Genomic DNA, 14385 nt, shown 5'->3' with positions numbered 1-14385 from the left:
GCCATCACGGACCCAGACATGCACGCAATCCAGATCCAGACCGAGCCATTCGACATCCGCGCCGAGCAGGAGGCGCTGTGTCGGGACAATCCGCGTATCGGGGCGCTGGTCACCTTCGTCGGGCTGATGCGCGATATCCACGAAGGCGTCAGCGTCTCGCGGATGACGCTGGAGCACTATCCAGGCATGACCGAGAAGGCGCTCGGCGCGCTCGCCGCTGAGGCCGTCGAGCGTTGGGACTTGGAAGGGCTTCGCATCGTGCATCGGGTCGGGACGCTGGAACCGCTCGACCCCATCGTCTTCGTCGGAGTCGTCAGCCAACATCGGGGCGCGGCCTTCCGCGCCTGCGAATTCCTCATCGACGCACTCAAAACACGCGCGCCCTTCTGGAAGAAGGAACTCACCGAGACTGGTGAGCGTTGGGTCGAGGCGCGCGCGACCGACGAGGAAGCGGCTCGCCGTTGGTGAGTACATCGCGATCCACGGCATCCACCAGCGGCGGCGGCTCGGACAGCGACCGAATACGCAGATGCAGCGCCGCCTTGGACAGCAGATGCGCGCTCACCGGCGCGGTGATGAAGAGAAACAGCGTCACCAGCACCTCATGGAAACTCAGCCCATCGTCCTGGGTGCTGAAATGGATCATGGAGGCGATCAGCAGACTGCCGACACCGATGGTTGTGGCCTTGGTCGGGCCATGCAGCCGGGTGTAGAAGTCCGGCATCCGCGCCAGGCCCAGCGAGCCGATGAAGGTGAAGATGGCCCCGATCAGGATCAGGACCGAGATCGTGATTTCCAGCATTGCGCACCTATTCGATGATGTCGCCGCGCAACAGATACTTGCACAGCGCGACGGTTCCGATGAAGCCCATCATGGCGATCAGGATCGCCGCTTCGAAATAGAGCGCCGAATCCAGATGCATCCCCAGCAGCACTAGGAGCGCGATGGCGTTCACATACAGAGTGTCGAGTGCCAGGATGCGGTCGGGCTTGTCCGGCCCGGTCAGCAGACGCCAGAAGGTCAGCCCGATGGCCGCCGTGACCAGGGCGAAGGCAATGGAGAGGACAACGCTCAGCATGACTCGAGGATCCTCAGAATGGGCGCCTCGTAGCGGCGCTTGATGGTGGCGACCAGCGCCTCGGGATCGGCCACGTCCAGCCCCTGCACCACCAGGAAGCGTCGATCCGGACTCAGCCAGGACGACACGGTCCCGGGCGTGAGCGAGATGGTGTTGGCCAGCAGACTGATGCCCAGTTCCGAACGCAGCGCCAGCGGTACTACCACGAAAGCCGGCTGGATGTGATTCGCGCCGCGCAGGATCAGCCAGGCCACGGCCAGATTAGCGACCAGGATGTCATAGCCCACCACCAGCAGGAAGCGCAGCAGCGTCAGCGGATGGCGCACGAGCACCGGCTCCGGCCAGAAGCGCAGCGTAAACACGGGAATCAGCCAGCCGAGCAGCAGCCCGAGCAGGATGTGTCCAGGCGCGAGACTGTTCGCCAGGAGCACCCAGATCAGGGCCAGGGTCGGTGTGAGGATCGGATGCGGCAGCCAGCGTCTCATGGCCAGACCTCCCCGGGCGCGACCTGGATTCCAATCGGTTTGAGCACGGCCTGGATATAGTCGGCTGGATCGAGCAGTTGCTCGGCCGTCGCCTGCGCCAGATCCAGCACCGGACCCGAGCCGATCAGCAGCGCCAGACAGAGCGCGAGCAGCCCCAGGGTCGGCAGTGCGGCGCCGAGCAGGCCCTGAGTCGGCCGCGCCTGCGTCGGTGCGCCCGAGCCGGCACTCCGGACATGGAAAAACAGCAGGCTCCCCGAGCGCGCCAGCGCGATGATGCCCAGCAGACCACTGAACAGGACCACTCCCAACATCCAGGGCCAGACCGGTTCCTCAAGCGCCGCGCGCAGCACCAGAAACTTGCCGATGAAGCCGGAGAGTGGCGGCAGACCCGCGACCAGCAGCGCCGTGACGAAGAACAGCCCGCCGAGCCGCCCCGCATTCGGCAGCGCCGGTCCGGGCACCAGCCGATCGGCGGCCCAGCCGCGTTCGCGCGTGATCAGATCGGCCAGCAGGAAGAAGGCCGCCGTCGCCAAGGTGGTGTGGACCAGATAATAGAGTCCGGCTGCGATGCCATCCGCTGTCCCGAGTCCGAACGCCGCCAGCAGCAGACCGACCGAGACCACCACCAGATAGGCAACCTGCCGGCGCAGTTCGTTCGCGGCCAGCGCGCCCAGCGCACCGAGCACGAGCGTCAGCAGTCCCAGCGGCAGCAGCCAGGCGGCATAGAATCCGGTCAGGATCCCGGCCTGCTCGCCGAACACCAGCGTCTCGACCCGCAGCAGGGCATAGGCGCCGACCTTGGTCATGATGGCGAACAGTGCCGCTACCGGGGCCGAGGTCGAGGCATAGGCCGAAGGCAGCCATAGATGCAGCGGCACCAGCGCGGCCTTGAGCGCGAACACCGCCAGCAGCAGCAGTGCCGCCACCTGCGCCGGTCCCAGATCCTCGGGCGGCAGTCGCGCGATCTTCAGCGACAGATCGGCCAGATTGAGCGTGCCGACCAGACCATACAAGGCGCCGGCCGCAAACAGAAACAGCGTCGAGCCGACCAGATTGATGACGACGAAATGCAGCCCGGCCCGTACCCGCGCCGCGCCGCCGCCATGCACCAGCAGCCCATAGGACGCCAGCAGCAGAATCTCGAAGAAGACGAACAGATTGAACAGATCGCCGGTCAGAAACGCGCCGTTGAGACCGAACAACTGAAGCTGGAACAGTGGATGGAAATGGCGGCTGCACCGATCAGTACCCTGCATGGCATGCAGCAGCGCGAAGAAGGCCAGCAGCGACGTGACCAGCAGCATCCACACCGCCAGCCGATCGGCCACCAGCACGATGCCCCAGGGGGCGGGCCAGTGGCCCAGATGGTAGGTGAGGATCGTGCCATCCCCGACCAGAATCAGCAGCTCGATCGCCAACAGGATCTGGCCCAGGATCGCCGCCAGATTCAGACTGCGGCGGGCCGCCAGCGACAGGGTTCGGCGCGACAGCAGCAACAGGGTGCCGACCAGCAGCGGCAGCAGCAGCGGAGCGATGACGAGATGATTCATGCCTCCGACTCCTTGCTGGCGCCGGCACTTGCCCGACCATCGACATGATCGTTGCCCAGCTCTGCGCGCGCCCGCAGTGCCAGCATGATGACGAAGGCGGTCATGGCGAAGCTGATGACGATAGCCGTGAGCACCAGTGCCTGGGGCAGGGGATCGGTATAGCGGCTCAGCTCGGGGTCAAGGATCGGCGGCGCGCCGATGGTCAGACGCCCGCTGGCGAACAGAAACAGATTGACCGCATAGGTCAGCAGGGTCAGACCCAGCACCACCGAGAAGGTGCGCGCGCGCAGCAGCAGATAGACGCCACCCGCCGTCAGCACACCGACGATCAGACTCATCAACGCTTCCATGTCAGGCCGGCTCCTTGTTCGAGCGCGAACCGTCCACGCCAGGATGGGTGGCGCGATGCATCAGACCCAGATGAATCAGGATCAACAATGTTGCGCCGACCACCACCAGATAGACCCCCAGGTCGAACAGCATGGCGGTAGCCAGCTCGAAGTCGCCGACGATCGGCCAGTGGACATGGGTGAAGCTGGAGGTCAGGAAGGGATGGCCGAACACCAGGCTCCCAAGCCCCGTCAGGGTCGCGATCAGCAAACCCGCGCCGATCAGCGGCAGCATGTTGCTCGACAGGCGTCGATGAGTCCAGGTCACGCCATTGGTCAGATACTGCATGATGAGCGCTACCGCCGTGATGAGGCCGGCGATGAAGCCACCGCCCGGCTCGTTGTGTCCGCGCAGGAAGATGAACACCGACACCAGGAGCGCCAGTGGCAGCAGCAAGCGCGCCAGGGCCGCCATGATCGTCGGATGGGTGTCCCAGTTCCAGGGGCGGCCATCGGCGTCCTGCCTCAGACCCGGCATCCGCAGACCATAGAGCATGGCGTGGATACCGAGTCCGGCGAGTGCCAGCACCGTGATCTCGCCCAGGGTATCGAAACCGCGGAAATCGACCAGGATGACGTTGACCACGTTCGAGCCGCCGCCGCCCGGCAGACTGTTGGCGATGAAGTACTCCGAGATCGATTCCAGCGGACGCGTCAAAATGGCCCAGGTCAGCGCGCCGGCGCCGAATCCGGCCAGACCCGCGACCACGGCATCACGCCAGCGCCGCGCGCGGCTCGACTCGTCCGGCCCGCGCTGGGGCAGAAAATAGAGCGCGAGCAGCAGCAGCACGATGGTCACGATCTCCACCGAGAGCTGGGTCAGGGCCAGATCGGGGGCGGAGAACTTGACGAAGATCAGCGCCATCAGCAATCCGAGCGCCCCGACCACGACCAGCGCCGTGAACCGGCGCCGATGCAGGGCGACCGTGACCAGCGTAACCAGGATCAGTCCGGCGGTCATCGTCAGACTGACACCATCGATCGGCAGGATCGTGCGTGTCCCGGTCAGGGGCGAGCCGGAGCCGACGGACCCGAGCACGCCGAACACCAGCACCGTCAGCAGCAACACCAGCACCAGGCGTTGCAGCGAGCCGTTGTCCAGCCGCCGCGTGAGCCAGCCGGCAAATAGCTGGAGTTCGGCCAGCAGCCAGTCATAGATGGCGCGCGCATCGATCCAGCCTTCCATGCGTGCGGCGAGCCGGAACAGCGGCTGGCGCGCGGCATAGACCGAGAGTCCCCCGATCAGCGCCACTAGACTCATGAACACCGGCAGCCCGAAACCATGCCAGATGGCCAGATCGAACGCGGGCGGCGGGTCTTGCAGCACACTGGCGACCGTCATGCGCAGAATGGGCTCGACCGTGAGCGCGGGCAGGATGCCGACCAGCAGACAGATGGCCACCAGCACCGCCACCGGCACCTTCATCCAGAACGGCGGCTCGTGCGGAGTGCGCGGCAGGTCGATCGGCTCGCCGTTGAAGAAAACGTCGTGGATGAAGCGCAGTGAATAGGCCACCGCCATCACGCCCGAGGCCACCACCAGCGAGGGCAGCAACCAGCCGTATTGGAAGCCGCTCGAAAAATCGGCGGTCTCGGCGAAGAACATCTCTTTCGACAGAAAGCCGTTGAACAGCGGTACGCCGGCCATCGAAGCGGCCGCCACCATCGCCAGGGTCGCGGTATAGGGCATGAACTTCCACAGCCCATTGATGCGGCGCATATCGCGCGTGCCGCATTCGTGATCGATGATCCCGGCGGCCATGAACAGCGACGCCTTGAAGGTCGCGTGATTGAGGATATGGAAGACGCCCGCGACCGCTGCCAGCGGGGTACTGAGTCCGAACAGGAGCGTGATCAGCCCCAGATGGCTGACGGTCGAGTAGGCCAGCAGTCCCTTGAGATCATGCTTGAACAGCGCCACCCCGGCGCCGATCAGGAGCGTGGTCAGCCCGGCGCCGATCACCAGCCAGGTCCATTCCGGCGTGCCTGAGAGCACCGGAAACAGCCGGGCCAGCAGAAAGATCCCGGCCTTGACCATGGTCGCCGAGTGCAGATAGGCCGAGACCGGGGTGGGCGCCGCCATCGCGTGCGGCAGCCAGAAATGGAAGGGGAACTGGGCCGACTTGGTGAAGGCCCCGAGCAGGATCAGCACCAGCATCGGGGTATAGAGCGGATCGGCGCGCACCGCCGCGCCCTGGGTCAGGATCACCGAGAGGTCATAGCTACCAGCCATCTCGCCAAGCAGCAGCAGACCGCCAAGCAGCGCCAGCCCGCCCATACCGGTGACCGTGAGCGCCATCCGCGCCCCGCGCCGGCTCTCCGGCTTGCGGTAGGAATAGCTGATCAGCAGGAAGGACGACAGACTCGTCAGCTCCCAGAAAATCAGCATCAGGATCACATTCTCCGACAGCACGATGCCCAGCATCGAGCCCATGAAGAACAGCAGATAGGCATAGAAACGCCCCAACCCATCGCGCTCAGGCAGATAGTAACGGGCATAGAGAATGACCAGCAGTCCGATACCGAGAATCATGGCGGCGAACAGCAGCCCCAGACCATCGAGCCGGAAGGCCAGATTCAGCCCGACCGCCGGCATCCAGTCCAGATGCCACAGTACCGTGTTGCCGGCGAAGGGAGCCGGGGCGGAGGGCGCCAGGCACAGCAGCGCCAGCAGGGTCACGACCCCAGCCGTCCAGGCGGACTTCATGCGACCAAAATGTGACACCCAGCCGGTCAGGACCGCGCCGACGAAGGGGATGAGTATGACAAGAGGCAGGTTCATAGTGATGGCGACTCTGCCAGCCGAACGGGTCAATGGCAAGACTATCGCGGCGGGGTCAGGTCGTCGCATTGCTCACCCGGCTCCAAATTCCTCCTTGTCACTTGACCCAACTGACCAAGCGCCGATCAAATATCTTGTTTTGAAGCAAGCGTTCGTCGATAATACGCGGTTATTCCGCGACTCCCCTCTAGGCTGGCCGGTCGGCCTTCTCCAAGGGTGCGCCCTTACCTCTCCGAGAGGCCCCCATCATGGATACCCCAGACGAAACGAGCGTCGGCTTCGACGCGCTCGGTCTTTCACCCGTGATCGCGCAAGCGGTCAAAAACCTCGGCTACGAATCACCGACGGCGATCCAGAGCCAGTGCATCCCACATCTGCTCGCCGGTCGCGATCTGCTCGGTCAGGCCCAGACCGGCACCGGCAAGACGGCGGCGTTCGCCCTGCCGCTGCTCAGTCGCCTCGATCCGGATCTGCGCAAGCCGCAAGTGCTGGTGCTCACACCCACGCGCGAGCTGGCACTCCAGGTCGCCGAGGCGTTCCAGCGCTATGCCACCGATCTCAAGGGCTTCAACGTGCTGCCCATCTATGGCGGTCAGGGCTACGGGCTGCAACTCTCACAGCTCAAGCGCAATCCGCAGGTGATCGTCGGCACCCCTGGGCGGGTCATGGACCACATCCGTCGCGGCACCCTGTCACTGGAGTCGATCCGCGTCCTGGTGCTCGATGAAGCCGATGAGATGCTCAACATGGGCTTCGCCGAGGACATCGACTGGATCTTCGACCAGGCTCCCGCTGAACGTCAGGTCGCACTGTTCTCGGCCACCATGCCGGCGGCGATCCGGCGCGTGGCTCAGAAGCGACTGCTCGATCCGGTCGAGGTCAAGATCGCTGCCGACTCCGAGACGGTCGACACCATCGATCAGCATCACTGCATCGTCACCCGTTTTCACAAGCTCGATGTGCTCACCCGCATCATGGAGCTGGAACCGTTCGACGGGCTCTTGATCTTCGTGCGCACCAAGAACGCCACGACCGAGCTGGCCGACAAGCTCAAGGCGCATGGTTTCGCCGCCGAACCGCTCAATGGCGACATGAATCAGGAGATGCGCGAGCGCACCGTCGAACGGCTCAAGCAGGGCCAGCTCGATGTGCTGGTCGCCACGGATGTCGCGGCGCGCGGTCTGGACGTCGAGCGCATCAGCCATGTGGTCAACTACGACATCCCGACTGATCCCTCGGCCTATGTGCACCGGATTGGACGCACCGGGCGCGCCGGACGTGCCGGACGGGCGATCCTGCTGGTCGAGCCGCGCGAGCGCGGTCTGCTCAAGTCGATCGAGCGCACCATCCGGCGTCCGATTCCGTCGATGGAACCGCCCTCGGCGGCCGCACTCAGCGAGTCGCGCATCGACCGCTTCATCGATGAGGTGCGCAAGACGCTGTCGGAACAGGATCTGGACTTCTTCTATCGGCTGCTCTCACGGATCAGTCAGGAGCAGGAGATCGAGATGATGGACGTCGCCGCCGCGCTGGCCTATCTCAATCAGCGCGAACGGCCGTTGGACGTCAAGGAAGATCCGCCGCGTCCGCCCAAGCGCTTCGACGAGCGCAGCGAGCGTGCGCCGCGCCAGCGTGGGCGGGACTCGGACCGGCGCCCCGGCGGAGACTGGGATGGCCGTCCACCCAGGCGCGAGCGCTTCGATGAGCGCCCGGAACGTCCGGAACGCGGTCAGCCGCGACGCGATGATGCCGATCTGACCAGCTATCGCATCGAGGTCGGCCATCAGCATGGCGTGAGTCCACGTGAGATCGTCGGCGCCATTGCCAACGAATCCGGCCTGGAAGGGCGTTATATCGGCCGCATCGATATCCACGACGATCATTCGCTCGTCGATCTGCCCAAGGGCATGCCGCGCGAGGTCTTCCAGCATCTCAAGCGCGTCTATGTGCGCGGTCAGGCGCTGCGCATCACCTCGGCGGATGAAACACCGGCGACGGGCGGCGCCTGGGAAGGACGCAGTGACTCGGGCCGTGATCGCTCCGGTCCGCCGCGCGAGCGTGATTCGAGACCGCCGCGCGCCGGAGGCGATTTCCAACGCCGCGACGGTGCCGCGCCGCGTCGGCCGAGTTCAGGCAACAAGGGCGGGGAGGGCGGCAAGCGTGGTCCCGGCTCGGGGCGCAAATTTCGCGACTGAGTAGAGTGATCTCTGGCTGGCAGGCTATTTGCTTGACTTCATGAACAACCCTGTTCGCTGTAGGAGTCACGTCGATGTCAGTCAGCCTCGAAACACTCGCCGCCGGTCTCGTCAGCGGCGATCTGGTGCCCTATCTGGGACCAGGCGCCCTGGCCGGTTCGGTCGATCCAGCCACCGGCGAGCCGATCCCCGCCGATAGCGACAGTCTCATCCTGGCCATGAACAACGGCCAGCCGATGTCGCAACGGCTGATGTGGGAATTCTCGCGCGCGGCCATGAACGTCGAACTCAAGCGCGGTCGCGGTGCGATCCACCGCTTTCTGAATACCACCTATGCCGAGCGCACCTGGACCCGCTCACCGCTGCACGACTGGCTCGCGCACATCCAGCCGCCCTATGTAATCGACATCAATCGCGATCTCCAGCTCCAGGACAGCTATGCCGGACAACCGCATACGCTCATCCGGGGCATCGCGCGCACTGGCGGGACCGACTATCGCTTTCGGATCCATGCCTATGACGGCGAGCGCTATACCGAGGTCGATCAGGCCGAGGTCGATCCCGCGCTCCCGATCCTGTTCAAGCCCATGGGCAGTCCGCGCCCGGACGCGACCTATATCGCCTCGGATGCCGACTATGTCGATTATCTCACCGAGCTGATGGGCGGATTCGCCATTCCGGGCTTCGTCAAGACCTTGCGCACCGGCAAGCAGTATGTCTTTCTCGGACTGCGACTCATGCGCGACACCGAGCGCATGGTGCTCTCGGACATGGTTTACGGATCAGGCACGCCAACCGGCTGGGCGCTGATCCCCGAACCGACGGACAAGGAGCGTCGTTTCTGCGACAAACAGAAGATCGAAATCCTACAGGCCGATATCGCCGATCTGCTTGCTGTGAGCGCGTAGCGCCAGCAGATCGAGCGCCTGCTGACGACAGAGACGCGCCGTATCCTGGTTCAGGGCCTTGAGCCAGCGCCGGGGAATGGCGTCGAATCCATACAGGGCGCCGGCGATCATGCCGAGGATGGCGCCCGTGGTATCGGCATCGCCGCCGCGATTGACGACCTCGATCAGGGCCGATTCGAAGCTGTCGGTGGCAAACAGCGCCTGGAAGACCGCACGCAGGGTTTCGACGATATAGCCGCCGGGGTTGTCCTGACGCCGCTCGCCGTCGAAGGCAAAGCGTGGTTCAGCCGCAACGAGCGCATCGGCGAGCTGACGCAAATCTTCCAGCGAGCCACCAAGCAGAGCGGTCTGGGTCAGACGGATGACGCTGAGGGTTCCGAGATCGGACAGGACATTGTGATGGGTGATATGCGCCTGGAGTCGATTGGCGCGATCGATCGTTTCGGGTTCCGCGCCCAGGGTGTAGAGCGCGATCGGCAGACAGCGCATGCAGGCACCATTGCCCGCATCATATTCGTGCTCAGGCATCTCGGTGGTTCCAGTGCGCCGGTAGAGACTGATACCACGCCGGACCGTATGCCCGATGTCGACCGGCTTGCTACGCATCCAGTCGCTGAAGGCCTCGGCGATGCTTGATGCCTCGAGTCCGCCACGGACGAGGATGGCACGCCCGAGTGCGAGACTCATCTCGGTGTCGTCAGTCACCCGGCCCTTGGGCAGTTGCAGCCAGCCGCCGCCGATGATGTTGCCATGCGTGCCATGCTGATCGCGGATCTCGCGCGGGGTCATGAACTCGACTGTGGCGCCGAGTGCATCGCCGATCGCCAGCCCCAGATAGGCCGCGACGGCGTAATCGCGTAACTGAGCGTCGGTGCGCGCGCCCCGGTCAATCCTCGGGTCCAAAACAGTACGCATAGTCGACACAGACCCCACAGGATGGCGCGCGGCAGACATAGATGCCCTCCGATTCGCACAATTGCTTGTAGAGGAAGCGCTTCCACTTCATGTCATGGACGTTGCGCGCGGCCAGTTCAGGGAAGTTACGCTGCATCAGCCCCGTCAGCTCGGCGCGGTTCCAGAGTCCGAGATCGTGCCAGAGATGATCGCTGGCCATGCAGCCACCGGCGACCACGCGCGCCATCCAGATCTCGGACGGCGAACACTCGGCCCGATGGGCCATCAGCAGCTCGATCAGTTCCTCGCGCTCCTCCAGACGGTTTCCCAGCAGCGGACTGCTCCCATCGCTGGCGCCGAGCACATCGGGCGAAACGCCGGGAAAATGATGGGCCATGAGGTGTTTGAAGTCGGCCTGATCCAGCCCGAGCCAGGCGGGCAGGGCGCCGCCGCCGGCCGCGCGCGTGGCGATCATGCTGGCGAAGGCGCGATCATTGCCGTCCCCGGCCGCGCGGACCATCAGGCGGGCGAAGACGTGGTCGACTTCCCGGGTCAGGTCGCGGGCCAGGGTCGACATGATCAGTACTCCACGAGGATATCTTCGTCGCGCACGATCATCTGACAGGCCAGGCGCCATTCGCTCGGCATGTCGTCGAGCGACAACCGCTCGATGTCCTCCTGGGACAGCTTACCGAGCTGGCGCAGCACGGTGATCTCCTTATCAGTGAGGTGATAACCCATGCGCTGCTTGTCGTCGACGCTGGTCACGCGCACCACACAGCTCCCGCACTCGCCGTCCTGGCAGTCGTGATGTACCGGGATCTTGTTCTCCTTGGCGATCTTGAGGATGGTTTCGGTGTGGCTTCCGGCCACGGCGTAGACAGTCTTGTCCTTGTACTCAGGGTTGGAAAAGGTCACGAGGGCCACGGGGGGTTCTCCGTCGAATCGAGGTTGAATCAGGCCGGCTTGACGCGGCAGTCGCCGAGGATCTGTGCCTGGCAGGCGAGGCGATCATGACGGCTGGCCATGTTTTCGCGCAGCACCTTCTCTTCCAGCACCGAGGGTTCGGTCAGATTGTTCCAACCTTCCTCAACGTGCATCATGCAGGTACCGCAGTCGCCCTCACGACAGCCGTAGATGATGCCGGCGCCGATTTTCTCGGATACCTCGATGACGCGGGTACCAGCCGGGATATTGACCGTCTGATCGATGTCGGAAAAGGTGATTTTGGCTTTCGCCATGGTGTCGGACTCCTAAGTTGCGCTCAATGGCGTTGTGGATCTTCAGTCGTCGGTCGTCGTGAACAGCGGGCGCGCGGACGAACCAATCGCTCGGTTCAGCGCGCCCGGATCTCGGCTCTGGCGGCGGCCAGACGCTCAGGTGGAATGCCGGTCAGTGAGCCGGGGGGATTCACTGGCACGCCCAAGCCGTCGAGGATGACGCCCTCGATCGGACAGATGCTGGCGCACTGCGGATCCGCGTATTCGCCCTCGCACTCTGTGCACTGGCGCGCGTCGATCAGAAAATGCGGCTTGGCAGCGACGATCGCCTGACTCGGGCACAGCGGCGCGCAGGCCCAGCAGTTGACGCAACCCTCGATGATTTTGAAGGCCATTGGTTTTGGCTCCCGGTGGATGACTGACTCAGGCCGACAAGCGCTCGGGTTCGGCAGCGACGGGCGCCAGCCGACCGGCATCGAGCAGTTCGCGATAGACGGCGGCGATGGCGTCCTCGATCGGCTCCAGGGCATGTTCGCCATTCGGTGCGATACCAGCGGCTTCCAGCCGGCCCCAGGGTTCATAGCCGATGCGTGCGCACAGCACCACCTCGCAGCCGTCGAGTGCGCGGATGGTCTGCTCCAGCCGGGTCTCGGCTTCGCCGCAGGTATCGGTTCCGGTGCAATAGAGATCGACCTTGCGTACCCCGATGAAGCGCACGTCCTGGGCTGAAGCCTCGTAGATCAGGAACTCGCGCGCATGGCCGAAATGCTGGTCGATGACACCGCCGCCCGTGGTCGCAACCGCCATCAGGACCGGGCGCGGTTCAGTCTTTTGGGGCAACTGACGCTTGAGTGTGTCGAGCGATACGAGTGTCGCACCGGTCGGCTGGCGTTGCGCAGCGCGTTTGGCCTCGATTTCAGCCTGGACCTCGGCGCGACGCTGCATGGCGGCGTCATAGTCGATCTCCAGATGTTCGATCTTGTCGAGCGTGAACTCCTGGCCACGATCCTCGCCGAGCATGCCGACCGCATCGGCGCGGCACTGACGACAATGACGCATCATGGCCATGTCGCCGGCACAGGCATCCTGGAGGGCGGTGAGTTCGGCTGAAGTCGGGCCGCGCTGGCCCATGAGTCCGTAGAAGGTGCCGTGCTCGGGCTCGGCGATCAGCGGCATGACGTTGTGCAGGAAGGCACCCTTGGCCTTGACGACGCGGCTGACCTCCTGGAGATGCGTGTCGTTGACGCCCGGAATCAGCACCGAGTTGACCTTGACCAGCACCCCGCGCGCCACCAGCTTCTCCAGACCTTCCTGCTGGCGCTGAATCAGGATCTCAGCGGCCTTGCGGCCCTTGATACGGCGGTTGTTCCAGAAGATCCAGGGATAGATATTGGCGCCGACGTCCGGGTCGACGCAGTTGATGGTGATGGTGACGTGCTCGATGTTGTACTGACAGAGTTCGTCGACCAGATCGGGCAGGGCCAGGCCGTTGGTCGAGACGCAGAGCCGGATGTCGGGCGCTTTCTCGGCGAGCTGGCGGAACGTCTCCAGGGTACGCTCGGGATTGGCGAGCGGATCGCCGGGACCGGCGATGCCGAGCACGGTCATCTGCGGAATGGTCGCGGCCACCGCGAGCACCTTCTTGACTGCCTGATCCGACGTCAGCAGCTCGGAGACAACGCCCGGACGTGATTCATTGGCGCAGTCGTACTTGCGATTGCAGTAGTGACACTGGATGTTGCAGGCCGGAGCAACCGCGACATGCATGCGCGCATAGTGATGATGCGCGTCCTCGGAGAAGCAGGGATGATTGTTGACCTTGGCGCGGATCGCCTCGGGCAGATGGGCCAGCCGGTCGGCGCTGCCGCCACAGCCGCTCGACGCGCAACCCCCTTGGGTCTGTACTTTCAACTCCAGCATGCGGCCTCCAGTAAATCAGGGGCGCTGGCCCCGATGAATCAATCTCTGGAAGCAGATAAAGCAATAAGCGCGCCAAGCTATAAATTCAATCTAATATCTTGATTATTAAAGTATTCGAACCGAGGAGCCGGATCGTCTTGTGAGGATCGCGACAGTGTTGGCCCCTCGGCTTGTGAGGATCGGTACGCGCCAGTACCGTACCGACCCGCGTGGCTCAGGTCTCCTTGAGATGACGCGCCAGTTGCGTGGCATCCGGTATCGAGCCCAGAACCGGCAGATCGAGATAGCGTGCGATCTGGCGCTCGGATTTGAACGAGGGATCGGACAGCTCCAGGATACCGATCAGAAGCAGCACGGCCAGCAGTGACAACGCGAAAACCAGGATCGCGCGCGGCAGTCGCTCCGCGTTCCAGGGACTCGCCATACCGATGGTGGTCGGGGTGCCATCGAGCGCGAAGCGATAGGTTACCCTGGACTCCGGGGTCTGATGCCGGGCGGCGCCATCCTCGACGCGCTGGAGGAGCTGTTCGCTGTAGAAGTGGACCATGATCGCGCCAAGATGGGCATGAGGGCCTTCATAGGCCAGGCGCAGCCGTGAGTCTGACGGGCTCGACAGGTTCATGGAGTCATGCACCAAGCGTCTGAGCCCCTGACTCGTCGGTATAGCCCGGGCATCTTGCTGGAGTTCGAACCGTTGTTGCAGCTGACTCAGCGCCAAGGTGTCGAGAAAGAGCTGATCGGGATCGGCCAGCACGGCCTCCAAGGTCAGCGTGTCGACCGGGCGAGTGGCAGCCGCGAGGCGTACATCACCAGAATAGGAAAAATCCTGGGTGATCGCAAAGCTGTCGACACGCAGCGCCGCGACGATCAGATAGAGTATGACCGGCACCAGGGCCATGAATGTCCAATGCCTGTGCTCCTGAAAAGCGGCAAGATAGCGTTTGATATAAAAGCCCATATCGT

General features: G+C 64.1%; 16 protein-coding genes. 3 read left to right on the top strand and 13 right to left on the bottom strand.

Annotated features, from left to right (window positions below; translation table 11 throughout):
* The first annotated feature begins 18 nt into the window (after positions 1–18).
* Positions 19–468 (top strand): molybdenum cofactor biosynthesis protein MoaE, encoded by a 450-nt coding sequence (locus GJ668_RS05185; RefSeq protein ID WP_155449076.1) that lies wholly within the window; start codon positions 19–21, stop codon positions 466–468.
* Here the strand turns inward: GJ668_RS05185 and GJ668_RS05180 are convergent.
* Genes GJ668_RS05180 through GJ668_RS05155 form a run of 6 tightly spaced genes read right to left on the bottom strand, consistent with a single transcriptional unit; the run spans position 401 to position 6285 of the window.
* Positions 401–802, bottom strand: a complete 402-nt coding sequence (locus tag GJ668_RS05180) for a Na+/H+ antiporter subunit G (protein ID WP_155449075.1) — start codon at positions 800–802, stop codon at positions 401–403. The genes GJ668_RS05185 and GJ668_RS05180 overlap by 68 nt on opposite strands.
* 7 nt (positions 803–809) lie before the next feature.
* Positions 810–1079 carry a K+/H+ antiporter subunit F gene (locus tag GJ668_RS05175; protein WP_155449073.1) on the bottom strand — a complete coding sequence of 90 codons (270 nt, stop codon included), beginning with the start codon at positions 1077–1079 and terminating at the stop codon, positions 810–812.
* A complete protein-coding gene (locus tag GJ668_RS05170; protein ID WP_155449072.1) occupies positions 1073–1564 on the bottom strand; it encodes a Na+/H+ antiporter subunit E in 492 nt (163 codons plus the stop codon). Before GJ668_RS05170 ends, GJ668_RS05175 begins: the two co-directional genes overlap by 7 nt.
* The gene (locus GJ668_RS05165; RefSeq protein ID WP_155449070.1) at positions 1561–3114 is read right to left on the bottom strand and encodes a monovalent cation/H+ antiporter subunit D; all 1554 of its coding nucleotides are present in this window, start codon (positions 3112–3114) and stop codon (positions 1561–1563) included. Before GJ668_RS05165 ends, GJ668_RS05170 begins: the two co-directional genes overlap by 4 nt.
* On the bottom strand, positions 3111–3464 hold the full coding sequence (locus tag GJ668_RS05160) for a Na+/H+ antiporter subunit C (protein ID WP_155449068.1): 354 nt from the start codon (positions 3462–3464) through the stop codon (positions 3111–3113). Before GJ668_RS05160 ends, GJ668_RS05165 begins: the two co-directional genes overlap by 4 nt.
* Position 3465: 1 nt before the next feature.
* The gene (locus tag GJ668_RS05155; protein WP_155449067.1) at positions 3466–6285 is read right to left on the bottom strand and encodes a monovalent cation/H+ antiporter subunit A; all 2820 of its coding nucleotides are present in this window, start codon (positions 6283–6285) and stop codon (positions 3466–3468) included.
* Between the two features lie 248 nt (positions 6286–6533).
* On the opposite strand from GJ668_RS05155, the gene GJ668_RS05150 reads away from it, so the two are divergent.
* Entirely contained in the window at positions 6534–8480 is a 1947-nt protein-coding gene (locus tag GJ668_RS05150; RefSeq protein ID WP_155449066.1) for a DEAD/DEAH box helicase, read from the top strand.
* A gap of 74 nt (positions 8481–8554) precedes the next feature.
* The gene (locus GJ668_RS05145; protein WP_155449065.1) at positions 8555–9388 is read left to right on the top strand and encodes an SIR2 family protein; all 834 of its coding nucleotides are present in this window, start codon (positions 8555–8557) and stop codon (positions 9386–9388) included.
* On the opposite strand, the gene draG is transcribed toward GJ668_RS05145, so the two are convergent.
* The 7 genes from draG to GJ668_RS05110 form a co-directional block, all read right to left on the bottom strand.
* The gene (draG, locus tag GJ668_RS05140; RefSeq protein WP_155449063.1) at positions 9347–10303 is read right to left on the bottom strand and encodes an ADP-ribosyl-[dinitrogen reductase] hydrolase; all 957 of its coding nucleotides are present in this window, start codon (positions 10301–10303) and stop codon (positions 9347–9349) included. The genes GJ668_RS05145 and draG overlap by 42 nt on opposite strands.
* Entirely contained in the window at positions 10275–10859 is a 585-nt protein-coding gene (locus tag GJ668_RS05135; protein ID WP_155449061.1) for a nitrogen fixation protein NifQ, read from the bottom strand. The genes draG and GJ668_RS05135 overlap by 29 nt, the downstream gene beginning before the upstream one ends.
* Positions 10860–10861: 2 nt before the next feature.
* Entirely contained in the window at positions 10862–11209 is a 348-nt protein-coding gene (locus GJ668_RS05130; RefSeq protein WP_186342900.1) for a 2Fe-2S iron-sulfur cluster-binding protein, read from the bottom strand.
* A 29-nt stretch (positions 11210–11238) separates the two neighbouring features.
* A complete protein-coding gene (locus tag GJ668_RS05125) occupies positions 11239–11523 on the bottom strand; it encodes a 2Fe-2S iron-sulfur cluster-binding protein (protein ID WP_155449058.1) in 285 nt (94 codons plus the stop codon).
* Positions 11524–11618: 95 nt separating this feature from the next.
* Entirely contained in the window at positions 11619–11897 is a 279-nt protein-coding gene (locus GJ668_RS05120) for a 4Fe-4S dicluster domain-containing protein (RefSeq protein ID WP_155449056.1), read from the bottom strand.
* Positions 11898–11925: 28 nt separating this feature from the next.
* Positions 11926–13422 carry a nitrogenase cofactor biosynthesis protein NifB gene (nifB, locus tag GJ668_RS05115; protein ID WP_155449055.1) on the bottom strand — a complete coding sequence of 499 codons (1497 nt, stop codon included), beginning with the start codon at positions 13420–13422 and terminating at the stop codon, positions 11926–11928.
* A 214-nt stretch (positions 13423–13636) separates the two neighbouring features.
* On the bottom strand, positions 13637–14380 hold the full coding sequence (locus GJ668_RS05110; RefSeq protein WP_155449054.1) for a hypothetical protein: 744 nt from the start codon (positions 14378–14380) through the stop codon (positions 13637–13639).
* Positions 14381–14385: the final 5 nt, after the last annotated feature.

It is taken from the genome of Allochromatium palmeri (genome assembly GCF_009720725.1).
Taxonomy (GTDB): domain Bacteria; phylum Pseudomonadota; class Gammaproteobacteria; order Chromatiales; family Chromatiaceae; genus Thermochromatium; species Thermochromatium palmeri.
The sequence above is the reverse complement of the archived record's forward strand: the minus strand, read 5'-3'. Positions and strand labels throughout refer to the sequence as shown.